Below are 24,625 nucleotides of genomic sequence, written 5' to 3' on the forward strand. Positions count from 1 at the left end.
GAGAAAGCAATGACAATCATAAGTAAAAAATTTCTCCACTTTTTAGTTATTTTCGCCTTGGTTTTTTTAACTGGCTGTAAAACAGAGCTTTACAGGAATCTGATAGAAAATGATGCTAACGCGATGCTCTCTATCTTACTTAATAATAAGATTGGGGCAGAAAAGACTTATGATACAAAAGCTGATGCTTATTATCTGAATGTCGAAGAATCCCAAATTCCTCAAGCTGTCCAACTTCTGAAAGAACAAGGCTATCCCAAAGAAAAAACGGCAACGGTTGGCGAGTTATTCAAGAAGGAAGGGTTGATTTCTTCCCCACTAGAAGAGCGTGCCCGTTTTATCTTTGCTTTATCTCAAAGCGTGCAGGAAACCCTGTCGCAGATTGATGGTGTTTTAGTAGCGCGAGTGCACGTGGTCTTGCCTGAAAACAACCCGATTGATACCGAAGTCAAACCTTCCTCGGCCTCAGTGTTTATCAAATACAACCCGGCCTATCGTCTGGAAGACATGAAGTCAGACATTAAAATGATTGTGGAAAAAAGTATTGAGGGTTTGACCTACGATAGTGTATCGGTGGTCATGGTTCCCGCACAGTTTTCTGCTACCAATTAATAAACGTCAGCCTCATCAGTCGGGCGGGTTCGGAAAAACTTCAGTACCCACATGTATTGCTCCGGGTGTTGTTCAATCAGGGTTTGTAGCCCTGTATTCAGGCGTTCTGCATTCTCCTCCTCGTCTTTGCTGGGATAGTCCGTCAGAGCAGCATCGATCACAATATCGTAACCCCCTTGTTGTTGGTTGAAAAACGCCATGACGGGTAACGCAACCGCTTTGCCTAACTTGGCTAGGCGTGCCGGGGTCGTCAAGGTTGCCTTGGGAACCCCGAAAAAGGGGGCAAACACCGAATGTTTACTGCCATGATCTTCATCCGGCAGGAAAAACATGAGCCGTCCCGGTTCCAGCGCCCGTACCAGTTTCATCATGCCTTCCTCACGGGTGACCACGAATTCGACATCTTGCAAACGGCTGCGGGCAATCAGCCAATCCGCGACAGGGTTGTGGAAGGGTTTGTAAGAGCCGTAAGCGCGGTAATGTTCCCCGATAGCTGCGGGCGCAAATTCCAGCCATACCGAGTGCCCCAGCATCAGGATAACGTTTTGCCCAGCGGCAATGGCTTGATCAATGTGTTCCCGCCCGATTATTTGGGTGCGTTGGTATAGCCAGCGACGTGAACGAAAGAACAACACGCTGTAATCCAGTAAGGCGCTGGCATATTCCTGCAAATGGGCTTGCACCATCTGTTCATGCTGGGCGTCACTCAGTGTAGGGAAACACAGGCGCAGATTGCTGAGAACAACAGTGCGGCGTTTACGGTTGCGACGGTAAATCCCATTACCGAGCCATTTACCTAGCCCGCGCCGTGCTTGCCAGGGTAGCCAAGCGAGTATTCCAAACAGCCCGATACCTGCCCATGTGAGCCAGTGTTTGGGTGCAAGCAAGTGGCGGGGCGGCATATTCACGGCTGGCGTTCGCCATTGATCTGGTTGGCTTGTATCCATGCCTCGAACCATACGCCCGCTGTTTGCACGTCTGTGGCTTTGCCCTTCAACCCGAAGTCAATTTGACGGCGTTCGGCGGTGCTGGGCAGGCTGGAAAGATGCACGGCTGGAAAAGTACGCAACAGCTCTTCCATCATCGGGATCAGTTCGCTTTCCTGCACGTTTTGCAGTAGCCAGCGGTGTTCCACGGGTGGGGTGGTGTCGAAATATTGATGGTAATAGGTGTCTAACGCCCATTCGACCATCGGCCACGCCATATTAGGGAAACCGGGGACAAAATGGTGGTGCTGCACCTTGAAGCCGGGAATTTGGTTGATGGGATTAGGGATCAAGCTGGCGCCATCCGGTAGTTCACTCATGCGAATGCGGTTAGGGTAAGCCTCTGCCCCGAAACGGCCTTCGATCAGGGCGACAGCTTGCGGGTGGCGTAGCAATCTGACGCCTGTGGCGGCAGCCGCTGCTTGGCGGGTCAAATCGTCCGGGGTTGCGCCAATGCCGCCGAAGCTGAACACGATGTCATTCCCTTGAAAGGTTTCCTGCAAGGTTTGCAGCAGTAAATCCCAATCGTCGCCGATCATGCGTACCCACGCCAGCGGCAAGCCCCGTGCTTTGAGAAAGCTTATCACTTGTGGCAGATGCTTGTCTTGACGTAAACCACTGAGCAGTTCATCGCCAATGAGGATGAGTCCAACTTTCACTGTTTGGCTCCTTTATCGGTGGCACGTTGCAAGGTCTTTTCAGCTCGCCGCTGTTGGGTGGTCGTTGACCAGCCGGGGGTTGTTTCTGCCCAGCCTTGGGTGTGCTGTTGGATAATGTCGGCTAATGCTTTGATATGCTCAGAGTTATCGTTGAGCGCGGGGATGTAATGGTAGTGTTCACCGCCTGCGTGCTGGAAGTATTCACGGTTTTCTTCGCGGATTTCTTCCAGCGTTTCGAGGCAGTCGGCCGCAAAACCGGGGCAGACCACGTCGACGTTTTTGATGCCTTCGCCCGGCAGTGCTTGCATAGTTTTGTCGGTGTAGGGCTGTAACCATTCGGCTTTGCCAAACCGCGATTGGAAGGTGACGCGCCATTCACTGGGTTTGAGGTTGAGTTCTTCTGCCAGTAGTCGTGCAGTTTTGTGGCATTCGCAGTGGTAAGGGTCGCCCAGCATCAGGTTGCGCTTGGGGATGCCGTGGAAAGACATGACCAGCAGTTGACCGCGTGGCTGCTTTTCCCAGTGTGCCAGCACGCTGTTGGCGAGGGCTTTGATGTAACCGGGGTGGTCGTGGTAGTGGTTGACCAGACGTAATTCTGGCATCCAACGCCAACGTTTGAGTTCGTCGAATACTTTGTCGAAGGTGGTGGCGTTGGTGGCAGCGCAATATTGCGGGTAAAGCGGCAATACCAGTACGCGCCTTGCCCCGGCTTCCTTGAGTTTCAGCAGGGTATCGGGGATGGCTGGGTTGCCATAGCGCATTGCTAGAGCTACTTTCACGGGCCCTTGAAAGCGGATGTCCATTTCTTTCTGGAGGGCTTGTTGCTGTTGCTCGGAAATGTGCATCAGCGGGGAGCCATTCTCCGTCCACACCGTTTTGTACTTTGCGGCGCTCTTGGCGGGGCGGGTATTGAGAATAATGCCGTGCAGGATGACATTCCAGATAATCCGGGGAATTTCAACGACACGCGGGTCGGACAGGAATTCTTTCAAATAACGGCGCAATGAGGCTTTATCGGGGGCATCAGGCGTGCCCAGATTGACTAGCAATATACCCGTGCATTCGGATTTGCCGTGGAAATAGTCTTGTTCATTGATAAAGCGACTCATGGCTGGGGCTTTCCTTTGAGGTTTTTTTCATACGGGTATTTTACATGACCAAAACGCACCGCTAGTACGGCTAGTGAAATCAGTAGGATAGAGGCTGAAATGGCGAGCATTTGCCATTGGTCCATGGCTTTCATGTCGAGGATCAGGTAGCGGGCGAGGGCAACCATGCCGATGTATAAGGGCATCCGCACCGGTACTTCCCCGGATTGCAGGTACACCACGACCATGGTGATGATTTCCAAATAAATAAACAATAACAGCAGGTCAGCGATCTGGACTTTCAGGTTGTTAATCATGAGGAAGATTTCCTGACCGACGGCGACAACAGTGGCTATTGTGATGATGGTGAGCACTAGATATTCGATCCCATGCAACAATTTTTGGCTGGCCGAAATGTTCGGTTTGTCCATGTGTGGGTATCCTTGTATTGTTAGCGTTTTGGTAATGCTGGGTAGGTTAAATGATGCAGCCTGATTTGCAAGTATTGGTGCAGGAAATACGTCAAATTGCACGCGAGGAAATTTTACCGCGTTTCGAGCACGTGGGCTTTGCGTTAAAGCAGGATGGTAGCTTGTTAACGGAAGCAGATTTGGCGACTAATCGGCGTATTGCGACGTTTCTCCAGCAACAATGGCCTGAGATTGCGTTTCTGAGCGAGGAAATGGAGCGCGAGGAGCAGGCGTGTTTGTTGCGCGAAGCCGATGCTTTGTGGTGTCTTGATCCGCTGGATGGCACCAGCAATTTCGCGGCGGGCATTCCACTGTTTGCGGTGTCGCTGGCCTTGTTTCAGCAGGGTGAAGTGGTGTTGGCGCTGACGTATGATCCGGTGCGCGACGAAATGTTCAGCGCGGTACGCGGGCAGGGTGCTTGGTTGAATGGCAAGCCGCTACGTTGCCAGCCCAGTGAATTTGCCTTGCGCAATGCAGTGGCTATTGTGGATTTCAAGCGTTTGTCGCTGCCGTTGAAACAGGCGTTGATGCACCAGCCGCCGTATGGTTCGCAGCGTAATCTCGGCAGTTGCGTGCTGGAGTGGGCGTGGATGGCGGCAAACCGGGGCAATGTGTACTTGCACGGCGGCATGAAGTTGTGGGATTTGGCGGCGGGGACGCTGATTCTCGCCGAAGCGGGTGGCTATGCCTGTACTTTGCAGGGTGAGGCTGTGTTTAAACCCGCGCTGGAGCCGCGTTCGGTGGTAATTTCCCCCGATAAGGCATTATTTGCAGCCTGGTTACAGTATTTGCAGGAAAACCAGTAAGCCATGTCACAGCGCGAACAACCTGTCGGGGTGTTTGATTCCGGTTTGGGTGGCATTTCGGTGCTGCGCGAAATTCACCGTTTGCTGCCTGCGGAAGACCTGATTTATGTGGCGGATTCGGGTCATGCACCTTACGGGGCGAAAACACCGGAATATATCCGTACTCGTAGCAAGCAGATGGCTGATTTCTTGCTGGAACAAGGGGTTAAAGTGTTGGTGGTGGCGTGTAATACCGCGACGGTTCATGCGGTGGACTATTTGCGCGGTATGTTGCCGATTCCAGTGGTGGGGATAGAGCCTGCGGTGAAACCTGCGGCACGGATGACGCAAACCGGGGTGATTGGGGTGCTGGCGACGCAGCAAACGGTGAACAGCCCACGCTTGCAGCATTTGATTCGCGATCATGCCAGTCAAGTGACAGTGATGGCGCAAGCCTGCCCCGGTTTGGTGGAGCATGTGGAGGCGGGGGATTTCAGTAGCGAGGCGGTGCGTCAGTTGTTGAAGCATTACACGCTGCCTTTGCTGGAAGCGGGGGTGGATACGTTGGTATTGGGGTGTACGCATTACCCTTTCCTGAGCGAAGCAATCCACGAGGTAACGCACGGGCGAATGACGGTGCTGGAAACCAGTACGCCTGTGACGCACCAGTTAATCCGGGTGCTGGATCAGCAGGATTTGCGCAGGGTTGAAACAGGGCAGGGTAGCGTGCGGTTTTTTTCCAGCAAATCTGAGGATGCACAGCATCTGATCAGTATACAAACCCTGTGGCAGCACAGGGTTGAGCTGGGTTTGTTGCCAACACGCTACCGCTGAAGGCTTAATGGTGGTGGTGGCCGCCTTCACCGTGTGCGTGACCGTGGGTAACTTCTTCGTCAGAAGCGGCGCGGACGCTGATAATGCTGACATCAAACGTCAAGGTAACGCCCGCCAGTGGGTGGTTGGCGTCGATGGTAACAGTGTCATTGTCGACGGCTGCAATGCGAATGGTCTGGTTGCCTGCGCCTGTTTGGGCATGGAAAGCAGCGCCTGCGACGATTTGTTCTTCGGGGACACCTTCAAACATGCTGCGTGGCACTTGCTGGGTCATGCGCTCGTCGTATTCACCGTAGGCTTCCGCCGGGGCAACGGTGACTTTCATGCTGTCATTGGCTTGCTTGCCTTCCAACTGCGTTTCCAGCCCTGGAATAATGTTGCTTGCGCCATGCAGGTAGGCAAACGGTTGGGTAGCATCAGCTTGGTCGAGCACTTGACCTTTATCATCAGTGAGGGTGTAGGTCATGGTGACTACGGTATTTTGTGCAATTTGCATTGGTTTTCCTTGGAATAGAGAATGTATCGGTTGCCGCCGGAGGGGTCATCCTTGAAGCGGCGATGTGTCCATAAATATTGGGCGGGGAACTCGCGTACCTGTTGCTCAATGAGGTTATTTATTCGGGTTGTGTCGTCAAGTATGGCTCCACTGGGGAAATTTTCAAGTGCTGGCAGGAAACGTAATTGATAGCCGGTAGCAGTTCGCAGCGTGAAAAACGGCACGACTTGCGCTTTGCCAAGCTTGCTGAGGCGGCTGGTGGCGGTGTTGGTGGCGGCTTCTACGCCGAAAAAAGGCGCGAATACGGCATTTTTATGCCCGAAATTTTGGTCTTGCGCATACCACACTACATGCCCTTGTTGCAGGCTGCGAAGCATGTCGCGGATATTGTTGCGGGAGATGGCTTTGCCGTAACGTTTCGAGCGTAAGCGGGCGACGCGCCATTCGATCAGCGGGTTCTGGTGTGGGCGGTAAATCACGTGTAACGGGATGCGTTGTGCGATTAAACGTCCGCCAAGTTCGAGGCTGGTGAAGTGGGCGCTGAGCAATACTACGCCACCTTGCTGCATTGCAGTTTGCAGGTTTTCCAGCCCTTCGATGTCGGTTTGCTGCGCCAGCTTGTCATCATCGCCCCACCAGCTCAGGGCGGTTTCCAGTAAGCCGCGCCCCAGCGAGATGAAGTGCTCGCGGTTGAGCTGGGCGCGTTCCGCCGCAGTGCGTTCGGGGAAGGCGAGTTCCAGATTGATGCAGCAAATTTCCCGACGTTTGGGTAACAGGTAAAACATGAGTAAGCCGAATTGCTTGCCCAGCCACATTTGCACGCTCCAGGGCAGTTGCACCAACAGCCACAGGAAGCCTAGGCCGAACCAAGTCAGCCAGTAGCGCGGGTGCAGGAATTGTTTACCGGATATTTTTTGCATGATCATTTACGTGGTGGACAATGCAGGGAATGCACTGATTAAAGCGTGCAAGTCTAGCATTATTGGGGGAATCGTGAGAAATTCCGCTCATGCAACTGGAAACCTTCACCAAAGCCCTCGCCGATCAGACCCGCCTGCGCATCCTCGTATTATTGGAGGGCAAGGATGAGCTGTGCGTGTGCGAACTCACTCAGGCACTGGAGTTGGCACAGCCGAAGATTTCCCGCCACCTTGCGGTATTGCGTGAAAGCAGCTTGCTGTTGGATCGCAAGTCCGGCCTGTGGGTGTATTACCGTCTGAATCCCGAACTGCCGCTGTGGATGCTGGATGTGCTGGCCAGTTTGCAGTTGGGCAGTATCGGGCAAGAACCTTTCGACGCCGACACCCTGCGGCTGACAGGTGCTGAAAAACAAAACCCGCTGTGCAATTCACCAAACTGTTAACGGCTATTTCATATATGCGAAATAGCGTATATAGTTGGTATATTATTCCAACCTGACCAGTGCCATGTTTGAAACCTTAGCCAACTTGCTCGTTTACCAACTGCTGGGCTTGTCACCTGACTCGGCCTTTGGCGCGGCACTGCATTTTTTCGTCATGGATGTGGTGCAAATCTTTACCCTGCTGGTGGTCATCATCTACCTGATGGGCTTGCTCCGCGCCTTGCTTAGCCCGGAAAAAGTGCGTGGCTACGTGCGCGACAAACCCAAGTGGCTGGCGCGTACACTGGCGATTCTGCTGGGGGCGGTGACGCCGTTCTGCTCGTGTTCTTCCGTGCCGCTGTTCATTGGTTTTGTGGAAGCGGGCATTCCGCTGGGCGTGACCTTTTCCTTCCTGATTGCCAGCCCGATGATCAACGAAGTCGCGGTGGTGATCCTCGCTGGAATCCTTGGCTGGAAGCTGGCGGCGCTGTATGTGTTGGCAGGTCTGACGGTGGCCTACGTCGGTGGCGTCGTCATGGAATGGTTCAAGCCGGAACGCTGGGTGGAAGGTTACGTGTGGAAAATCCAGATGGGTCAGTTGAATATGGTCGAGCCGGATACCTCGTTGTTGGGGCGACACCGTTACGCGATGGGCGAAGTGCGTGAAATCGTGCGCCGCATCTGGAAATGGGTGCTGCTGGGCGTTGGTGTCGGGGCACTGTTCCACGGTTACGTGCCGGAAGCGTGGGTGACAACCTATCTCAGCGGCGATGACTGGTACACCGTGCCGCTGGCAGTCTTGCTCGGTATTCCGCTGTATTCCAACGCCACAGGGGTTATCCCGATAGCCGAAGCCATGTTGGGCAAGGGCGTGGCACTGGGTACGACGCTGGCATTGATGATGAGCATCGCGGCGCTGTCGTTGCCGGAAATGCTGATCCTGCGCAAGGTCATCCACTGGAAAGCGTTGGGTATTTACGCCGCCGTATTGGCGGTTGCATTCACATTGGTCGGCTGGGGCTTTAACCTGCTGGCCTGATCGGAGGAAATCGCATGTCTGAACCGCAGTTGCATTCATCCATTGTCGCGCTGGTATCGCTGGCGTCCGGCATTGCATCCAAACACCCTGACATGGGCTTGTGCCAGCTCGACAAGCTGCGTCAGATGGGTGTGCCGGAAGCGCACATTTGCAGCGTGATCGAGATTGCCCGCCACATTCGCGACGAGGCTGCGCAGAAACTGGATGTCGCTTTCGACGCGAAATGCTGCGCGGTGGAACCTGCCAAACCCAAAATGCTGAACATTGCGGTGAAAGCAGAAGCAGCGTCGTGCTGCACACCGACGGCTTCCGGTCAATCCTGTTGTTAATCGAGGAACATAATTTGAAAGAGATCAAAGTATTGGGTAGCGGTTGTGCCAATTGCGAGACCACCGCCAAGCTGATTCAGGATGTTGCTGCCGCCAAGGGCGTGGACATTGCGCTGGAAAAGGTGAGTGATATGGGGGCGATTCTGGGCTATGGGGTGATGTCTACACCGGGTGTAGTCGTGGATGGGGTGGTGGTTCATGCTGGGGGGATTCCGGGCAAAGCCAGCATTGAGGGCTGGCTGGCTTGACCCGGTAGTACGGACACTGCGGTTAATCCATCATTTCCAGCCGTTCCATCAACTTGTCGAGTGCAGCTTTGGCGCATTCTGCATCCTTTTCGCCGCCGGGTGCGCCGCTGACGCCGATAGCCCCCAGCAATGAGCCACCGCTTTCGATTTTCAAGCCACCTTCCAACATCAGAATGCCGTCGACCTCGTTCATTTCATCTTTGATGTCAGCACGGTTGGCGCGAAATTCGGCGGAACTGGCACCTGACATAATGACCGCGTTGGCTTTTTCTTCAGCGATCTGCATGGTGAAACGGGCTGCCATCGTGTCGCGTAACAGGGCTTGCACCGATGCGTTGCGGTCAACCACGACAGCGGATACGTTGTAGCCTTTTTCGCGGCAGGCGAGGACGGACTCATGGGCAATATCCATCGCTAGCTCCATTGAAATCTGCTTGACGCTGATAAAATTCGAGGGTTTTTTTGCCTCGTCTTCGGCGTGTGCCAGATTCAGCGATGCCAGCAGGGTGGTGAGCAACATGATGGGTATACGTTTTTTCATACTATCCTCCTAGGGGAAAAGGTGATGGTCGTTTGAATGTTAGCACTGAATGCCCGCTTTTACTCGGCTTCAAGCTGCAAGTAGGTCTGATGCACATTGCGCCCATGCAGTTCTTTCGCCATTTTCAGGAAGCTGAATGCCTCATCCGCTGACAGGCGTTTGACGGCATCGCCTAAATCTTCCATTTCCTCCAGCGACTTGCCGACGTTCGTTACCAGCCAGTCGAGGTAATCGCCGGTATTTTTCTGCGCGGTTGCCCAGTCGCTGGGGTTGCCATGCCCCGGAATGATGTGTTCTGGCTTGAGTTCCACAACTTTCTTGAAGGTGGCTTGCCAATCTTTCACGTTGGAAATGTCCGGCAGTACGCCCAGCATCCGGTCGTTGAATACGGTGTCGCCGGTGAATACGACTTTTTCCTTGGGCAACCACAGCACTGCATCGCCGGGGAAGTGTGCATCACCGAGGTAACGCAGTGACATTTCTGTGCCGCCGATGCTCAGGGTTTTTTCATCGCCGTCGAAGGTTTCGCTGGGGAATTCCACTTTCAGGTCTTCGGGTTTACCGCCAATGCCACTGGAGAGGCGCATCCGGTTCATGGATTCCTGATTTTTTTGGCTTGCCACGGTTTTGGCGAGGGCGCTGACCGGGATTTTTTGGGCGAGGAAATAGCTGTTGCCCATCCAGTGATGGTCTTGCACGCCGATATTGATTACTTGCTTGATAGGCTTGTCGGTGACGGTTTTGACGGCATCCTCCAACATTTTGGCGCTGGCTTCGGTGGCGCTGGAGTCAACCAGTACCACGCCGTCATTGGTGATAATGAAACCACTGGTGTTGTTCATGCCCTGATTTTCCGGGGTGCGCTCGCCGGTATCGCCAACGATGGCGTAGACATTATCCGTGACTTTTTGCGTGGTGGGTGCAAACGCATGGGCGGCTTGGGTCAGTAGCAGCAGGCAGAAAGTGGCGGGAAGCAGTTTGCTAAACATAATGATGTTCCTGATGTGATTTATGAACTTTATATGACAAGGCATGAAATAATTTCATTATATCCGTTTTGGTGAATATAATCCTCATCCATGTTTTACAGATTTAAGGAGTAGGGTCATGGCAACTATCGGTATCAACGGTTTCGGGCGCATGGGGCGTCTGGGTATCCGCGCAGCTTGGGGCAACCCGGCGTTCACTTTCACACAGATCAATGAAATCGCGGGTGATGCGACGACTTCCGCCCATTTGCTGAAGTTCGATTCCGTACACGGCATCTGGTCGCCGGAATGCAGCGCAGACGCTAGCCATATGATCGTTGATGGCGTGGCAATTGCCTATACCTCCAACAAAGACATTGGTGATACTGACTGGTCGGGCTGTGACATTGTGCTGGAATGCAGCGGCAAGTTCCGCAAAGTCGAGCAGTTGCAGGCGTATTTCGATCAGGGTGTGAAGAAAGTGATTGTGGCTGCCCCGGTGGAGGGTGCGTTGAATATTGTTTATGGCGTCAACGATCAGGACTACGACCCGGCGGTACATCATTTGCTGACGGCGGCTTCTTGCACCACCAACTGCCTTGCGCCTGTGGTTAAAGTCATGCACGAAAAAGTTGGTATCAAGCACGGTTGCATGACTACGCTGCACAATATCACCAATACCCAGACCATTATCGACAAGGGGCATAAGGATTTGCGGCGGGCGCGTGCTTGTGGCGAATCCATGATTCCCACCACCACGGGTTCTGCCAAAGCCATTACCAAGATCTTCCCAGCATTGGTCGGTAAGCTCAACGGTCATGCGGTGCGGATTCCCATGTTGAATGCTTCCCTAACCGACTTCGTGTTCGAGGCAGAGCGTGAAGTGACGGCGGAAGAGCTGAACGGCTATTTCAAGGAGGCGTCCGAAACTTACCTGAAAGGCATCCTCGGCTACGAAGAACGCCCGCTGGTGTCGGTCGATTACAAGCACGACCCGCGTTCTGCCATCATTGACGCACCTTCCACGATGGTGATTGATGGCACGCAGGTGAAAATCTATGCGTGGTACGACAATGAGTGGGGTTACATGAACCGTATGATGGAATTGACGGCAAAAGTAGCGGCAACACTTTAAATTCATATCGGGCGGGGGCTTTGGCATTATACTTAAGGGTACTCATCCCAATTAAGCTTATTTCAGCGCCACGGGAGAACAAGGTTAATCATGCAACGTTATAAAATCCTCCATCGTACTTACTACAACTTTGCCGCCTACGTGAATTTGCAGACGCATCACTTGCGGCTGCGCCCGAGGGAAGGGCATGAACTGCGTATCGAGTCTTCTACCCTGAATATTACGCCGCCCGCCACTTTGCGCTGGCATCGTGATGTGGAAGATAACTCGGTGGCGATTGCCAGTTTTACCACGCCTACTCGCCAGTTGGTGATTGAGAGCGAGGTAATTATCCAGCAGTTCAATGAGACACCGCTGGATTTTCTGGTGGCTGATTACGCGACACATTACCCGTTTGCTTACGAGGCGGAAGATCGGGTGGTGTTAGACCCTTATATACAAATGGGGCATCCCCTTGACCCTATGCTGACCGCATGGGTGGCGCGTGTCTGGAAACCGGGTGAAGCGATTCAGACTTACGCCTTGTTGCAGCGGCTGGCTGCGTATATTAACCAGACGCTGACGTATCAGACGCGGGAGGAACCGGGGGTGCAGCTTGATACTGAAACCTTATCCAATGGGACGGGTTCGTGTCGGGACTTTGCTTACCTGTTCATGGCGGCAGTGCGTTCTCTGGGGCTGGCGGCACGCTTTGTCAGTGGCTATCTGCACACGCCACCGTCGGCAGTCGATTATGGTGCTACCCATGCTTGGGCCGAAGTGTTTTTGCCGGGTGCGGGCTGGATAGGTTTTGACCCAACCATCGGTGATTTGGTGGGAACCGATCATATCGCGATTGCGGTGGCGCGGATGCCTGAGTCGGTACCGCCGGTTGCGGGTGCTTATATCGGGCCGCCGGGCGCTACGCTCGATGTGGGTGTGTGGGTAACGGAAATGGGGCCTTTAGAATGAGGTTACGTACTCGTTGTGATTTGATGTTTGATATTGCCATGCCAACAACCTTTGTGTTGATGCTGCGCCCACGCAGTGGCGCACAGCAGTGGATTAATCGGGAGGAATACAACCTGTCACCGAGCGTGCCAGTGTACGAATTCACCGATGATTTTGGCAATCTGTGCCAACGCCTGACCGCGCCGGTGGGTATTTTTACCATCCACACGTCGGCGGAAGTGATCATTGCAGATTATGGAGATAGAGCGCCGGGCGCTCCGTTTGTGGATATTCAGAGTCTGCCGGATGGCGTATTCAGTTATTTGTTGCCGAGTCGTTATTGTGAGTCTGACCGTTTTAACCAGATGGCTAGCGAGATCACCGCTGGTCAGGCGTTGGGTTACGATCAGGTCGCGGCTATCGAGGATTGGTTGCGTACCAATATCCGCTACGTACCGGGCAGTAGTGCCGTGCCGTTGTCAGCAGCGGAGGTGAATACCCAGGGCTTTGGTGTATGCCGGGATTTTGCCCATCTGGGTATCGCCTTGTGCCGGGGGCTGAGCATTCCGGCGCGTATGGTGGTGGGCTATTTGTATGGGCTGAAACCGATGGACATGCACGCTTGGTTCGAGGCTTACGTGGGGGGGCGCTGGTACGCCTTCGATGCAACCCAAGACACCCTGCGCGGTGGCTATATGGTGATTGGTTACGGTCATGATGCGGCTAATGTCGCGCTCTACAACCAATTTGGCTCAGAGGTCAATAGCTGTTCCCAGCGCGTGTCTGTACAACTTATTTCGGATTAGCCGGTGTTTAACAAGTTGGAACCTTGACGTGAATCTTGATCTGCGTAATTACATGGTCGTTACCCTCGGCTATTGGGCTTTCACGCTCACCGATGGGGCTATTCGTATGCTGGTGGTGCTGTATTTCCATCAGTTGGGCTATTCACCGTTTCAGGTGGCGATGCTGTTTTTGTTCTACGAATTCTTCGGCATTGTCACCAATCTGGTTGGTGGCTGGCTGGCGGCGCGGTTGGGTATGAATGTGACCATGCATCTGGGCATGGCGATGCAAGTGTTGGCGCTGGGAATGCTGATGCCGACCCAGTGGCTTACCGTGCCCTACGTGATGTTTGCGCAGGCGCTTTCTGGTATTGCCAAGGACTTGAACAAGATGTCGGCGAAATCGAGTGTGAAAACGCTGGTGCCTGCCGATGCGAATGCGCGTTTGTTCAAGTGGGTGGCGTTGCTGACGGGTTCCAAGAATGCATTGAAAGGCGTGGGCTTTTTCCTCGGTGCGGCTTTGTTGCAAGCAGTGGGTTTTCAATATGCCTTGCTGGTATTGGCCTTGAGTTTGTTTGCGGTCACTATCGTTACGTTGTTGTTGCTGCCGGATGACTTGGGCAAGTCGAAGGCCAAGCCGAAATTCACCCAAGTGTTTTCCAATAATGCGGCGATTAACTGGTTGTCGGCGGCGCGGTTTTTCCTGTTCGGGGCGCGGGATGTGTGGTTCGTGGTGGCTGTGCCGGTGTTCATGGCGGGTGTGCTGGGCTGGAGTTTCATGCAGGTGGGCACGTTCATGGCGGCGTGGGTGATTGGCTATGGGATTGTGCAGGCGAGTGCGCCGACATTGTTGGGCATGAAGCAACATGCGCCGGGGGCGCGGGCAGCACAGCTTTGGGCGCTGATCCTGTTGCTGATTCCGGCGGGTATTGCGGTGGCATTGGCGCAGGGTTGGGATGCGGGAACCGTGCTGGTGGCAGGTTTGCTGGTGTTCGGGGTGGTGTTTGCGATTAATTCCGCACTGCATTCTTACTTGATTTTGGCTTATGCCGATCACGACAAGGTGGCGTTGAAGGTCGGGTTTTACTACATGGCGAATGCGGGCGGGCGGCTGGCGGGTACGGTGCTGTCGGGTTGGTCGTATCAGCAATACGGGCTAGAAGGCTGTTTGTGGTTTTCCGCCGGGTTTGTGTTGGCGGCGTTGTTGCTGTCGTTGCGCTTGCCTGCGGGAAAATAGGGGGTTGCGTCTGGTTTTTTGGTAAACTCTCTGCCTTGTTTTTTAGCCTGCTGTAAATAATAAAATGAGCTTACAAATTCCTGCTTTTGAACGGGCGCGTGTACTGGTGGTCGGCGATGTGATGCTGGATCGTTATTGGTCAGGCCACACCTCGCGCATTTCTCCTGAAGCCCCGGTTCCGGTGGTGCATGTGAAAGCCAATGAAGAGCGCCCCGGCGGTGCGGCCAACGTGGCTTTGAATATTGCCAGCCTTGGCGGTCAGGCGGTATTGCTGGGTTACGTCGGTAATGACGAAGCAGGGCGTTCGTTGGAGAGCACCTTGCAGGCGCGTGGCGTGCAAACCCGTTTCGTGGCGCTGGATAATACGCCGACCATTACCAAATTGCGCGTCCTCAGCCGTCATCAGCAACTGATTCGGCTGGATTTTGAGGAAGGTTTCGCGGGGCAAGATCATACCACGCTATTACGCCATTTCAGCGAATTGCTGGCAGCGGCGGATGTGGTCGTACTCTCCGATTACCGCAAGGGCACGCTGGAACGGGCGCGGGAGTTGATCGCGTTAGCACAGGCCGCAGGCAAGCCGGTGGTGGTTGACCCTAAAGCGCAGGACTTCGCCACCTATCAGGGTGCGACTGTGATTACCCCAAATCTGGCGGAATTCCGCGAAGCCGTCGGCGATTGGACAGATGAAGCCGATTTGGTACAGCGTGGGCAAGCCTTGCTGGCGCGTTGTGGGCTGGGCAATTTGCTGATTACCCGCAGCGAACAGGGCATGACCTTGTTGCGCGATGGGGTAGCCCCTTACAACTTGCCGACCCGCGCCCGCGAAGTCTTCGACGTGACCGGCGCTGGCGATACCGTGGTGGCAGTGTTAGCGGCGAGCATGGCAGCCGGTTTAGTCGTGGAACAGGCTATGGCGCTGGCGAACCTCGCGGCGGGTATTGTGGTGGGCAAAGTCGGTACGGCCACGGTTAGCGTCCCCGAATTGCACAAGGCATTGCAAGCACACCATGCGCAAGCCAAAGGGGTGGTCAGCGAGGCACAATTGCTGGCGGCGGTGCAGGATTCGCGCATCCACGGCGAACGCATTGTCATGACCAATGGTTGTTTCGACATCCTCCACATCGGGCACGTCACCTATCTGGAAGAAGCCCGCAAGCTCGGCGACCGCCTGATCGTTGCGGTAAATACTGATGAATCAGTACGTGAGTTGAAAGGTCCAACCCGCCCAGTCAATACCATGGCCAACCGCATGAAAATGCTGGCAGCACTTTCCTGCGTCGACTGGGTGGTGGATTTCAGCGAAGATACGCCCGAACGCCTGATTTGCGCCGTCAAACCCGATTTGCTGGTAAAAGGCGGCGACAACGACCCGCAGAAAATTCCCGGCAACCGCTGCGTGTGGGATAACGGCGGCGACGTGGTGGTACTGAGTTTTGTGGATGGCGTGTCGACCACTAGCACGATTGCCAGAATCCAGAATATGCAAAAGGAATCCTGATGCAAGTCGATACCTTGATCGTCGGTGGCGGCATCGCCGGACTCTGGCTGCTGGCGGAACTCCGCTCACAAGGCGTCAACGCACTGTTGGTCAGCGATGAGCTTGGCAAAGGCCAGACCATTGCTTCCCAAGGGATTATTCACGGCGGTACGAAGTATGCGCTCACGGGCAAAGTGACCGGTGCAACGCTGGCGATTGGCGACATGCCACGTTTGTGGCGGGCTGCATTGAACGGTGAAAGCGCGGTTGATTTGAGCCGTGTCAACATCCTCACCGAATCGCAGTTGTTGTGGACGTCTGGCGGTATTGGTTCGCGCATGACGGGTTTTTTCGCCAGCAAGGCGATGAAAAGCCGTATGGATGCCGTGCCGCGTGATGCTTACCCGGAATTGTTCCGCCACGCTGAATTTCATGGCGGTTTGTACCGCTTGGATGAGCCGGTGTTGGATGTGCCATCGTTGCTGGCAACCTTGCGGGAACAGCTTGATGATGCGTTGCTACAGGTGGATGTGCAGCGTTCGGGCTTGCAACAAGCCGGTGATATTTACCGTTATCAGGCAGTTTTGCCGGATGGGTCTGAGCTGGCAATCGACGCGGGGCAAATCATTCTGACAGCGGGCGCAGGTAATGAGGCATTGCTGGCTTCGTTCCCTGAGCGTAGTCGAAGGGAATTCCCCGGAATGCAGCGCCGCCCTTTGCAAATGGTGTTGGTGCGTGGTGATTTGCCGATGATTTATGCCCATGCGTTGGGGATGAGTGACAAACCGCGAGCCACGATTACTTCGCACCGCGACGCAGAAGGCCAAACCGTCTGGTATATTGGCGGGCAACCGGCGGAGCAGGGCGTGGGCAAGCCAGTAGCGGAAGTCATCGCTGCCACTCAACGAGAACTCGCCGACTTGTTACCGTGGATGGATGTCAGCGGCATGAAGTGGGGAACGTGGGCGGTTGACCGTGCTGAAGGTGGCCAGCCGGATGGTAGCCGCCCCGACCAGCCTGTGTTTTACCACTATGCTAATGTGACGGTGGCGTGGCCAACTAAATTGGCATTTGCGCCGATGTTGTCTGCACGCTTGCAATCAGCACTCAGCATGGCAAAATCAGGCGCGAAACCTGTAGCAGCGGGATTACCCTCACCGCCTGTTGCTACCTGCGTTTGGGATTTATAAAAAATTACACAGCAGCACCACAACAACAACTTTTCAATAAAGACTTAAACAAGGAGATTGTGTCATGCAAATCAAGCGTATTCCCGCCAGCCGTGCGGTCGATTGGTATAAACAAGGCTGGGCTTTGTTTTCCAAGGATATGAAAACATGGGTGTTGATGGCGTTGGTCATGGGAATGGGGGGTTTTGTACTGAATTTCTTGCCGATTCTGGGGCAGATTGTCATTCTGGTGCTCTTGCCTGCCTTGATCGCTGGGTTGCTGTATTCGGCGCAACAGGCCAACGCAGGCAAGCCGCTCAAGCTCGAATACCTGTGGAAGGTGTTGCTGGATGCGCGTAAACGTAACGAGTTCCTGGCTTTAGGTGGCATCCTGTTTGCGTTGGCGGCTTTGGTTGGGATTATCAGTGTCGTATTCGTGGGCGATAGCTTGTTGCGTGGCGCGACTGCCGGTGTTGGTGGTATTGGGCTGGGTGGGATGTTGTTCCTGTTGATCGTGGGTTTTGCGTCGTTTGTGCTGTTTTATTTCACGACTGCGCTGATGCTGTTTCGCGAGCTGTCGCTGTTTGATGCACTGAAGATGTGTGTCAGTACTGCGGTGACGCAAGTGTTGCCGTTGTTGGTACTGTTCCTGATGTACTCGGTCTTGAGTCTGGTAGCGGTTATCCCGTTGGGTTTGGGGATGCTGGTGCTGATTCCGGTGACGGTGGGTGCGGTTTTCGTGAGTTACCAAGAGATTTTTTAATATGCGCTATCTTGAGCTGGCAAAACAGGGAAAAAATCAGTGGTGGCGTTATCTGCTAGGGTTTTTTCTGATTTTGCTGGCTTGGCAGGGGGTTGGCTTGATGCCAACCTTCATGCTGGCGTACTGGGTGGAGGTGGATCAGGATGAAACCACCCGCTTCAACCCTGATTCATGGCTGTTTGAAGGGTTGTCGGCGACATTGACGTTTGTGGACATTATGGCGATGTTCCTGTTTCTGATGGCTGGCGTTTGGCTGGTTGTGCGCTTTTTGCATAAGCGCCCGTTTTTGTCGCTGATCACGCCATTACGGCGCATCAGTTGGTTGCGGGTGGCGCAGGGCGCGGCGGTGTTTGCGGCGACTTATCTGATAGTTGGGGTGGTGGGCGAATGGTTGCTGCCTACCCCGGCTGGTGAGATGGAATATGTGTTCAAGTCGGAGCAGTTTTTGGCATTTTTGCCGGTGGCGTTGCTGCTGATTCCGATCCAGACCTCGGCGGAAGAGTTGTTGTTCCGTGGCTATGTGATGCAGGGTTTGGGACTGGTGATGCATAAGTGGGGCGCGGTGCTGGTGAGTGCGCTGATGTTTGCCTTGCCGCACTTGTTGAACCCGGAAGTGTACGGGGCAAATAAGTGGATTGCGTTTTTGCCTTACCTGACTACCGGCTTGTTGCTGGCGTTGATTACTGTGCGTGATGGTACGCTGGAATTGGCAATAGGCGTCCATGCTATTAATAATATCATCGCGTTTTTGTATGTGACAGTGCCGCCTTACGATATTTTTCCGTCGGTATTTGTGTATCACGGGGAATTGTTTACGTGGGAAACGGTGATCTCGGAAGTGTTAACGGCGGTATTGTTTTATTGGGTGATTTTCCGCTTTTTTGCCCGCCCGCCGTTGGAGGAGACTAAGCCATGATAAAAATTACGCCCAAGGTGGATTATGCGTTTGCGCTGCAACTGTCCCGTAGCAATATGGCTGAGTATTACGCCAAGCATGGCATCGTTTGGGATGACACGTATTTCGCACGTTTTTGGGAAGCCTCAGAAAATTTCGGTTTGTATCAGGATGATCAGTGCATTGGCGTGGTGCGGATCAGGCTCGAAGACGATGCTATCCATCTGGCTGACTTGCATGTGGTACCTGAGTGTCAGGGAACAGGGATTGGCGGGGAAGCGTTGCAATACATGATGCAGCTTGCCAAGGTACGCCGTAAGCCGTTGATGCGTTTGACGGTGTTTGGGGATAATCCGGCACGGCGTTTTTATGAACGGCATGGGTTTGAGGTGGTGGAGCAGGAAGGGGTGTTGTGGAAGATGGCTTGTGTGATTGAACGCTCATGAGTGTGGATGGTTGTATTAATATTTAGTGGCTTTGGTTAATTGAGCACCATTGCCTTTGGATATTTTAAATATTTCACAAGTTATTTTATAAAATTTAGGGAGAATTCCAGGGATATTAGTATGTAAGCCATGATCATTTAATGATCTTATTTCTGAAAATTCATCCCAACGTTTACTTTTAGTTATATAGTTATTTGTTGAGCTTTGATTTTTAAAATCATGCTCGCTATAAATGGCTATATAGTTTTTTATTTGATCCACTTCTTTTCTAGATAAATTATATTCAATGGCTAAATTTTCATAATCAAATAGATTCACAGTTGGTGGCAAATAAGACTTGCATTCATTATTTCTACATGATTCACCAAAATATGGGGTGTTCATAAAATTGGGGAGACCATCCTCATCATGACCACCCATGTGTTCATTTATATAATCCCAATCACTGCCATCTTGTGCCATAATAAAAACTACCTATATTTGCTTAAATATTTATTAAATGTCATGTCCCATGGGATCATAGACTTTTTAGCCTACATTTGATTAGCAATCAGATACAATAAGTACATGAGCCTAAGTTCTTGTGTACTCACATCATTTAAAATCAATGAATTAATCTATGTAAGTGCGCGAAAACTTAAGCCTAATTACTTATATTTGGTTAATCAAACTTGAAAGAATATCCCTAATGAAGTTAATTTTAACAAACCTCTTTTGATAAAAAAGTGACCACAATCACAAGAATTATTTTTTTAATCTAAAATCTCCTAATATCTACATTGAGCCGAAGAGTCGCTGTGGAAAATGGCATGGGTGTTTATCTAAATAAAAAGCTACAAATAGCCAGTTTTGTCTATACTTATGTTCATGAGTAAAGCAGCTAACACCGCATCAGCCAGCCCTAAACAAGTTCACCTTGCCCTTGAGACGTTGGGGGCAGATTTGCGTATTGCCCGTTTGCGACGGGGCGAGTCGTTGCGTTCGTGGGCGGCGCGGGTGGGTGTTTCTGTGCCTACGTTGCAGCGTATGGAGGCGGGTGATCCGTCGGTTGGGGTGTCGGTGTATGTGATGGCGCTTTGGCTGGTCGGGAAGATTCAGCATGTTGCCAATCTAGCTGATCCGGCAAGCGATGAGCAGGCGCTGGCGATCGAATTGGCGAAACTGCCGAAGGGGCGTTCATGAGTACGCAGAAAATGCTATCGGGTAATGAATTGGCGGTTTGGAGTTTGACTGACCCGCAGACTCCCGTGCGGGTGGGTACGGCATCGCTGGCATTGGGCGGGCGAGGTGTCGCGTTTGCCTACGAGCGTAGTTGGTTGGCAAATGGCTATCCGTTATCGGGCGATATGCCGCTGCAACGCGCTTTACTGACACCCACGGTACGTGATCGGCTGTTTGGGGCGTTGGATGATGCAATGCCTGACCGTTGGGGTGAACGCGCCATCCGTTTCATTGATAATCCACCACGGGCAACGGCTCTGGATTTTCTGTATTACGCGGGTGATCACCGCTTCGGGGCGTTGGGGTTTTCTGTTGATCAAACGGCTTACGTGCCGCATCGTGGTGAACCCTTGCCGAGTGCGGACTCGATCCATGCCTTGCAAGCATTGATTGAGCGGATTGATGCTAATGAACCCATGACAGAACAGGAAAAACTGATTGCGGGAACCACCAAAACTATGGGCGGGGCGCACCCCAAAGCTTTGGTGACGATGGCGGGTAAAGACTGGATTGCCAAATTCCCGCGTGGGGCAAACATTGATCTTGGCTTGATTGAACATGCCTCCCTGAAACTGGCGGCGCAAGCGGGTATCAATGTGGCGCATTCGGTGGCATTGCCCGGACTGTTTGGGCACGTGGTGGCGGTTGAACGCTTTGACCGACGGGCAAACCAGCGTTTGCGTACCCTTTCTGCCAAAACGGTGTTGTCGGCGGGGGTGGGGTTTGGTGCGCCGCTGGATGAATTGAGCTATGGGGCAATGGCAACGTTTGTGTTGCAAGCGGGGGCGGCGGATGTGCAAGCGCAGCAGCGGGTGGAGTTGTTTCGGCGCATGGTGTTCAATATCCTGATTGAGAATTCTGACGATCACGAAAAGAATCATGCGTTTGTGTTTGAGGCGGGGTTTTGGTCGCTTGCGCCTGCTTTTGATGTGTTGCCGAATACGTCAAACGCGGGTTATCAGCAAATGGGCGTTGGCAAACAAGGGGCGCTTGGGACATTGGGCAACGCGCTTTCGGAATGTGGTTTGTTTGGGTTGAGCCGTGAGCAGGCGATTGAAGAGTGGTTTAAAGTGGCGGCGGTGGTGGCGGAATGGGATCAGGTTTTCGCTAGTCTTGGGGTGTCGGGTAAAGATATTGGGTATTTGAAGACATTCATTGATCAGCCGGAGCGTAAGGCGATGCGGTTACGTTAATGTTCTTGTTCTTGTTCTTTGAAAGAAGGCAACATAGACTAGTCATGTAACTGGTCATTTGGAGGTGTTGTTATGCAAACGTGGGCTGTTCAAGATGCTAAGTCTCGGTTTAGTGAGTTTTTGGATGCGTGTCTCGCACAAGGGCCGCAAGTCGTCACGCGGCGTGGCGCTGAAGCAGCGGTACTTGTCCCTGTTGATGTGTGGCGCAGACTCCAAGCGGCGGCAAAACCATCACTGAAAGATTTATTGTTGTCTGATCAGGGACGGGGTGAGCTGGTGTTACCGGAGCGGGGGCAGGCGCGGAGAAGACGTGTGCAAGAGGTTCTATAAATCATGTATTTATTGGATACCAATGTTGTCTCTGAATTACGGCGGCAGAAACCGCATGGGGCAGTTGTCGCATGGCTTCAGTCAGTCGATGATAAAGATTTATACCTCTCGTCGGTGACATTAGCCGAAATTCAAGCGGGTATAGAAATCACACGGGATCAGGATGTGCAACGTGCTATTGAATTGGAAGAATGGCTGGATGCCGTCGCGACCACCTATAATATCTTAACGTTGGATGGAGCGGCTTTTCGTGCTTGGGCAAAGCTGATGCATAAAAAATCTGACACCTTATATGAGGATGCCATGATTGCATCTATTGCCAAAGTTAATAAGCTGGTGGTGGTCACTAGGAATACCACCGATTTTGAATCTTTTGATGTGCCGTTATTGAATCCATTTGAGTATAAGGTTTAATATCACGCGCACTTTTTATTACAATGGCTTTTCTGTGAGAAAAAGACACTTGCTTGCGCTTTGATATTGCTTGTCTCTTTTTAATATCCTCAAATATCGCATCTAAATCGTGGTTAAAATGCGCTGCATACTGATTGCGCAACTCGCGTGTTTCTTTGATGATTGGGTCTTGCCACATAATTAACCCTCCATGAGTTCTACTTTTAGGCGCATCACAGCATTGGCTATGTGTGCGCAGTTCTATGTTCAGAAGAAGTCCGGCAATGGGGCATCAAAATCATCTGCCATAACAGAACTGCCCGGATGTAAGCCAGCTTGCCGTTTGCTCACAGATGGTGCTTGCGCAGAGACTTTGTTGTATTTGTTGAAAAGGAACTCAACAAAGTTCAGGATTTCACGCTGGACACTTTCCGGTAGGCGGCGTGTGTGTTCTGTAATCAGATCTACTGTTGCCATGATTGCTTTGTTCCACAGTTGCTATGGTTGCAATATAGCATTTAGCTGACTTTGTATAATCTTACATATTAAGAAATTTGAGTTTAAAGAGTGTCTATCATCAAGTGATTTTGAAAAATCAAAAACACTTCGAGCATTTTCTAAATCCTAGGTCTTCTAGAAATTGATGATCAAATTTATAATCAGGAGCTATTTCAATCGTTAAGTGCTGTATTATTAGGTCTTTTAGTTTTGACTTGTATTCATCCCATGTTTTTATAATTGACTGTTCGTTATTAAAAAGTGGATTTTTTAGTGCTGCTTTTGTATTAAATCCTGTTTTTGATATGATATTTCCTACATCTATCGATTCAATTTTATATTTATTCATTTCATCTATTGTTTGATGTATTTTTTCTAGTATCTGGTTATTATCTCCATCCATCATATTTATCGCTTCTTCACCACTGTTATCTATATGAACTTCTTTGATATTTTTTATTATTACATTAAACTTAAATTCAACTCTGCCGAAAAATGCAACGCGGTTATTTATATAACAGTCTTTGTTTTCAGGATCTAAGAAAAAAGCCCGGTACTCTTCAATTTTATCTTTTGGTATTTCTACGGGTATTTCGTAGTTATCATATGTTGAATTCAAATGAATACAGTTTCTATTTCCATGATAAGCAGGTTTTGAGCCAAGGTATATCCATCGTGAATCGCTGGTTTTTTTATAGCTTTCAAGCCTTTCTTTTGCATTTTTATACACGTCTATGATCTTTATTCTTAATGATTGGTTTTCAATGCTATCAAGAATTATTTTAACTGCTGTTAACTTATTCAATTCTGGTGTTGAAAAATAACTAAGTAACTCTTTTTTATAAAAATCGCGTATATCATCTTCACTGATTTGATATGACACTAAACTTGCAATATTTCCTAAGCGTGCTTTTGTAATAAATACTTCAGACATAATTCATGTCCCTCCTAATAATCACAAATATCTCCAATTGATCTGATCTTAACAAATCTATCTTGATAAAAAAGTGATCACCGTCACGTGAACAATTTTAACATCTAAAAATTGTAAAAAGTATCAGGCATCAATTTTTGTAGGTCGGACTTTAGTCCGCTACGCCGCGTCAAAATTGTAATTCTTGCATCCCCGTTGCACACTGCCCACTCCACAAACCACCATCAAGACCCCATGAAATTCGACATCCTCACCCAACAAAATCTCTACAAAGGCTTTTTCCGCGTGGATGCCTACGAATTCCGCCACGAACTGTTTGCAGGCGGTTGGTCGGGGACGGTCAGGCGGGAAATTTTCGAGCGCCGCAATGCCGTTGCTGTGTTATTGCACGATCCGGTCGCGGATACGCTGTTGGTGATCGAGCAATTCCGCCCCGGTGCTGCCTTGCGGGATGCGCAAGGCGCGTGGATGGTCGAAATCGTTGCGGGCATTGTCGAGTCCGGCGAAAGCAATGAAGATGTGGCGCGGCGCGAAGCTCAGGAAGAGGCGGGTTGCACCATCGACATGCTGGAACACATTATCGATTTCTACCCCAGCGCAGGCGGTTCAACCGAAATCGTCAGCCTGTATTACGCCCCGGTCGATTTATCCACCGTGCCAACCGGCATCCACGGCTTGCCTGAAGAACACGAAGACATCCGGGTATCAGTCATCCCGCGCCACACCGCATTGGCATGGCTAAAAGCCGGTAAAATTCAAGCATCCTTGGCGATTATTGCACTGCAATGGCTGGCGCTGGAAAAGCCCCTGGCGTAATTC

General features: G+C 51.8%; 32 protein-coding genes. 21 read left to right on the plus strand and 11 right to left on the minus strand.

All coding sequences use genetic code 11. The features are described from left to right. Positions 1 to 9 precede the first annotated feature (9 nt). Positions 10 to 612, plus strand: a complete 603-nt coding sequence (sctJ, locus tag J9253_RS00980) for a type III secretion system inner membrane ring lipoprotein SctJ (RefSeq protein ID WP_210222898.1) — start codon at positions 10 to 12, stop codon at positions 610 to 612. Here the strand turns inward: sctJ and J9253_RS00985 are convergent. From J9253_RS00985 to J9253_RS01000, 4 genes are read right to left on the minus strand one after another with little or no spacing between them, the layout of a single operon-like run. Then, a complete protein-coding gene (locus J9253_RS00985; RefSeq protein ID WP_228291465.1) occupies positions 609 to 1,559 on the minus strand; it encodes a lysophospholipid acyltransferase family protein in 951 nt (316 codons plus the stop codon). The two genes, sctJ and J9253_RS00985, sit on opposite strands and share 4 nt — an antisense overlap. Then, complete coding sequence (locus J9253_RS00990; protein ID WP_210222899.1) at positions 1,517 to 2,257, minus strand: competence/damage-inducible protein A; 741 nt, start codon at positions 2,255 to 2,257, stop codon at positions 1,517 to 1,519. Before J9253_RS00990 ends, J9253_RS00985 begins: the two co-directional genes overlap by 43 nt. Continuing rightward, entirely contained in the window at positions 2,254 to 3,366 is a 1,113-nt protein-coding gene (gene hemH, locus J9253_RS00995; RefSeq protein WP_210222900.1) for a ferrochelatase, read from the minus strand. Before hemH ends, J9253_RS00990 begins: the two co-directional genes overlap by 4 nt. Further along, on the minus strand, positions 3,363 to 3,776 hold the full coding sequence (locus tag J9253_RS01000; RefSeq protein ID WP_210222901.1) for a phosphate-starvation-inducible protein PsiE: 414 nt from the start codon (positions 3,774 to 3,776) through the stop codon (positions 3,363 to 3,365). Before J9253_RS01000 ends, hemH begins: the two co-directional genes overlap by 4 nt. A 50-nt stretch (positions 3,777 to 3,826) precedes the next feature. Between J9253_RS01000 and J9253_RS01005 the strand changes: the two genes are divergently transcribed. Continuing rightward, positions 3,827 to 4,621: an inositol monophosphatase family protein gene (locus tag J9253_RS01005; RefSeq protein ID WP_308393065.1), complete on the plus strand. Its 795-nt coding sequence runs from the start codon at positions 3,827 to 3,829 to the stop codon at positions 4,619 to 4,621. Positions 4,622 to 4,624: 3 nt separating this feature from the next. Then, entirely contained in the window at positions 4,625 to 5,434 is an 810-nt protein-coding gene (gene murI / locus J9253_RS01010) for a glutamate racemase (protein ID WP_210222902.1), read from the plus strand. Positions 5,435 to 5,438: 4 nt separating this feature from the next. Here the strand turns inward: murI and J9253_RS01015 are convergent, their stop codons facing one another. Continuing rightward, a complete protein-coding gene (locus tag J9253_RS01015) occupies positions 5,439 to 5,930 on the minus strand; it encodes an FKBP-type peptidyl-prolyl cis-trans isomerase (RefSeq protein ID WP_210222903.1) in 492 nt (163 codons plus the stop codon). After that, the gene (gene lpxL, locus J9253_RS01020) at positions 5,906 to 6,850 is read right to left on the minus strand and encodes an LpxL/LpxP family Kdo(2)-lipid IV(A) lauroyl/palmitoleoyl acyltransferase (RefSeq protein ID WP_210222904.1); all 945 of its coding nucleotides are present in this window, start codon (positions 6,848 to 6,850) and stop codon (positions 5,906 to 5,908) included. Before lpxL ends, J9253_RS01015 begins: the two co-directional genes overlap by 25 nt. A gap of 89 nt (positions 6,851 to 6,939) precedes the next feature. Here lpxL and J9253_RS01025 point away from each other — a divergent pair, with 89 nt between their 5' ends. From J9253_RS01025 to J9253_RS01040, 4 genes are all read left to right on the plus strand, one after another. After that, the gene (locus tag J9253_RS01025; RefSeq protein WP_210222905.1) at positions 6,940 to 7,293 is read left to right on the plus strand and encodes a metalloregulator ArsR/SmtB family transcription factor; all 354 of its coding nucleotides are present in this window, start codon (positions 6,940 to 6,942) and stop codon (positions 7,291 to 7,293) included. Positions 7,294 to 7,357: 64 nt separating this feature from the next. Next, positions 7,358 to 8,311, plus strand: coding sequence for a permease (locus tag J9253_RS01030; protein WP_210222906.1), 954 nt, complete (start codon positions 7,358 to 7,360; stop codon positions 8,309 to 8,311). Between the two features lie 14 nt (positions 8,312 to 8,325). After that, positions 8,326 to 8,640 carry a hypothetical protein gene (locus J9253_RS01035; RefSeq protein ID WP_210222907.1) on the plus strand — a complete coding sequence of 105 codons (315 nt, stop codon included), beginning with the start codon at positions 8,326 to 8,328 and terminating at the stop codon, positions 8,638 to 8,640. A gap of 14 nt (positions 8,641 to 8,654) precedes the next feature. Next, complete coding sequence (locus J9253_RS01040; protein ID WP_210222908.1) at positions 8,655 to 8,888, plus strand: thioredoxin family protein; 234 nt, start codon at positions 8,655 to 8,657, stop codon at positions 8,886 to 8,888. 22 nt (positions 8,889 to 8,910) lie between these two features. Here the strand turns inward: J9253_RS01040 and J9253_RS01045 are convergent, their stop codons facing one another. Beyond that, positions 8,911 to 9,429: a GlcG/HbpS family heme-binding protein gene (locus tag J9253_RS01045; protein ID WP_210222909.1), complete on the minus strand. Its 519-nt coding sequence runs from the start codon at positions 9,427 to 9,429 to the stop codon at positions 8,911 to 8,913. A gap of 59 nt (positions 9,430 to 9,488) precedes the next feature. Then, positions 9,489 to 10,418: an MBL fold metallo-hydrolase gene (locus tag J9253_RS01050; protein WP_210222910.1), complete on the minus strand. Its 930-nt coding sequence runs from the start codon at positions 10,416 to 10,418 to the stop codon at positions 9,489 to 9,491. Positions 10,419 to 10,536: 118 nt separating this feature from the next. On the opposite strand from J9253_RS01050, the gene J9253_RS01055 reads away from it, so the two are divergent. The 9 genes from J9253_RS01055 to J9253_RS01095 all read left to right on the plus strand — a co-directional run bounded on the left by J9253_RS01055 (position 10,537) and on the right by J9253_RS01095 (position 19,237). After that, positions 10,537 to 11,532 carry an ArsJ-associated glyceraldehyde-3-phosphate dehydrogenase gene (locus J9253_RS01055; protein ID WP_210222911.1) on the plus strand — a complete coding sequence of 332 codons (996 nt, stop codon included), beginning with the start codon at positions 10,537 to 10,539 and terminating at the stop codon, positions 11,530 to 11,532. Between the two features lie 90 nt (positions 11,533 to 11,622). Continuing rightward, a complete protein-coding gene (locus tag J9253_RS01060) occupies positions 11,623 to 12,483 on the plus strand; it encodes a transglutaminase family protein (protein WP_210222912.1) in 861 nt (286 codons plus the stop codon). After that, the gene (locus J9253_RS01065) at positions 12,480 to 13,268 is read left to right on the plus strand and encodes a transglutaminase-like domain-containing protein (protein WP_210222913.1); all 789 of its coding nucleotides are present in this window, start codon (positions 12,480 to 12,482) and stop codon (positions 13,266 to 13,268) included. Before J9253_RS01060 ends, J9253_RS01065 begins: the two co-directional genes overlap by 4 nt. 28 nt (positions 13,269 to 13,296) lie before the next feature. Then, positions 13,297 to 14,484, plus strand: a complete 1,188-nt coding sequence (gene arsJ, locus J9253_RS01070; RefSeq protein ID WP_228291466.1) for an organoarsenical effux MFS transporter ArsJ — start codon at positions 13,297 to 13,299, stop codon at positions 14,482 to 14,484. 64 nt (positions 14,485 to 14,548) lie between these two features. Then, positions 14,549 to 15,985 carry a bifunctional D-glycero-beta-D-manno-heptose-7-phosphate kinase/D-glycero-beta-D-manno-heptose 1-phosphate adenylyltransferase HldE gene (gene hldE, locus J9253_RS01075; protein WP_210222914.1) on the plus strand — a complete coding sequence of 479 codons (1,437 nt, stop codon included), beginning with the start codon at positions 14,549 to 14,551 and terminating at the stop codon, positions 15,983 to 15,985. Continuing rightward, positions 15,985 to 17,154: an FAD-dependent oxidoreductase gene (locus J9253_RS01080; RefSeq protein WP_210222915.1), complete on the plus strand. Its 1,170-nt coding sequence runs from the start codon at positions 15,985 to 15,987 to the stop codon at positions 17,152 to 17,154. The genes hldE and J9253_RS01080 overlap by 1 nt, the downstream gene beginning before the upstream one ends. 64 nt (positions 17,155 to 17,218) lie before the next feature. Then, a complete protein-coding gene (locus J9253_RS01085) occupies positions 17,219 to 17,896 on the plus strand; it encodes a BPSS1780 family membrane protein (RefSeq protein ID WP_210222916.1) in 678 nt (225 codons plus the stop codon). Between the two features lies 1 nt (position 17,897). After that, a complete protein-coding gene (locus tag J9253_RS01090) occupies positions 17,898 to 18,812 on the plus strand; it encodes a CPBP family intramembrane glutamic endopeptidase (RefSeq protein WP_210222917.1) in 915 nt (304 codons plus the stop codon). Further along, positions 18,809 to 19,237, plus strand: a complete 429-nt coding sequence (locus J9253_RS01095; protein WP_210222918.1) for a GNAT family N-acetyltransferase — start codon at positions 18,809 to 18,811, stop codon at positions 19,235 to 19,237. Before J9253_RS01090 ends, J9253_RS01095 begins: the two co-directional genes overlap by 4 nt. 15 nt (positions 19,238 to 19,252) lie before the next feature. Here the strand turns inward: J9253_RS01095 and J9253_RS01100 are convergent, their stop codons facing one another. Then, the gene (locus J9253_RS01100) at positions 19,253 to 19,699 is read right to left on the minus strand and encodes a hypothetical protein (RefSeq protein WP_210222919.1); all 447 of its coding nucleotides are present in this window, start codon (positions 19,697 to 19,699) and stop codon (positions 19,253 to 19,255) included. A 405-nt stretch (positions 19,700 to 20,104) separates the two neighbouring features. On the opposite strand from J9253_RS01100, the gene J9253_RS01105 reads away from it, so the two are divergent. The 4 genes from J9253_RS01105 to J9253_RS01120 all read left to right on the plus strand — a co-directional run bounded on the left by J9253_RS01105 (position 20,105) and on the right by J9253_RS01120 (position 22,395). Further along, entirely contained in the window at positions 20,105 to 20,419 is a 315-nt protein-coding gene (locus J9253_RS01105; RefSeq protein WP_210222920.1) for a helix-turn-helix domain-containing protein, read from the plus strand. Then, positions 20,416 to 21,651, plus strand: a complete 1,236-nt coding sequence (locus J9253_RS01110) for a type II toxin-antitoxin system HipA family toxin (RefSeq protein ID WP_210222921.1) — start codon at positions 20,416 to 20,418, stop codon at positions 21,649 to 21,651. Before J9253_RS01105 ends, J9253_RS01110 begins: the two co-directional genes overlap by 4 nt. Positions 21,652 to 21,723: 72 nt before the next feature. Further along, the gene (locus J9253_RS01115) at positions 21,724 to 21,981 is read left to right on the plus strand and encodes a type II toxin-antitoxin system Phd/YefM family antitoxin (protein ID WP_028489980.1); all 258 of its coding nucleotides are present in this window, start codon (positions 21,724 to 21,726) and stop codon (positions 21,979 to 21,981) included. 3 nt (positions 21,982 to 21,984) lie between these two features. Next, entirely contained in the window at positions 21,985 to 22,395 is a 411-nt protein-coding gene (locus tag J9253_RS01120; RefSeq protein WP_210222922.1) for a type II toxin-antitoxin system VapC family toxin, read from the plus strand. A 246-nt stretch (positions 22,396 to 22,641) separates the two neighbouring features. Here J9253_RS01120 and vapB read toward each other — a convergent pair whose 3' ends face one another. Further along, the gene (vapB, locus tag J9253_RS01125) at positions 22,642 to 22,851 is read right to left on the minus strand and encodes a type II toxin-antitoxin system VapB family antitoxin (RefSeq protein WP_210222923.1); all 210 of its coding nucleotides are present in this window, start codon (positions 22,849 to 22,851) and stop codon (positions 22,642 to 22,644) included. A 118-nt stretch (positions 22,852 to 22,969) separates the two neighbouring features. Then, on the minus strand, positions 22,970 to 23,806 hold the full coding sequence (locus J9253_RS01130; RefSeq protein WP_210222924.1) for a hypothetical protein: 837 nt from the start codon (positions 23,804 to 23,806) through the stop codon (positions 22,970 to 22,972). A 234-nt stretch (positions 23,807 to 24,040) separates the two neighbouring features. Between J9253_RS01130 and J9253_RS01135 the strand changes: the two genes are divergently transcribed. Continuing rightward, complete coding sequence (locus J9253_RS01135; protein ID WP_210222925.1) at positions 24,041 to 24,622, plus strand: NUDIX domain-containing protein; 582 nt, start codon at positions 24,041 to 24,043, stop codon at positions 24,620 to 24,622. Positions 24,623 to 24,625: the final 3 nt, after the last annotated feature.

Source organism: Thiothrix litoralis (assembly GCF_017901135.1).
GTDB classification, from domain to species: domain Bacteria; phylum Pseudomonadota; class Gammaproteobacteria; order Thiotrichales; family Thiotrichaceae; genus Thiothrix; species Thiothrix litoralis.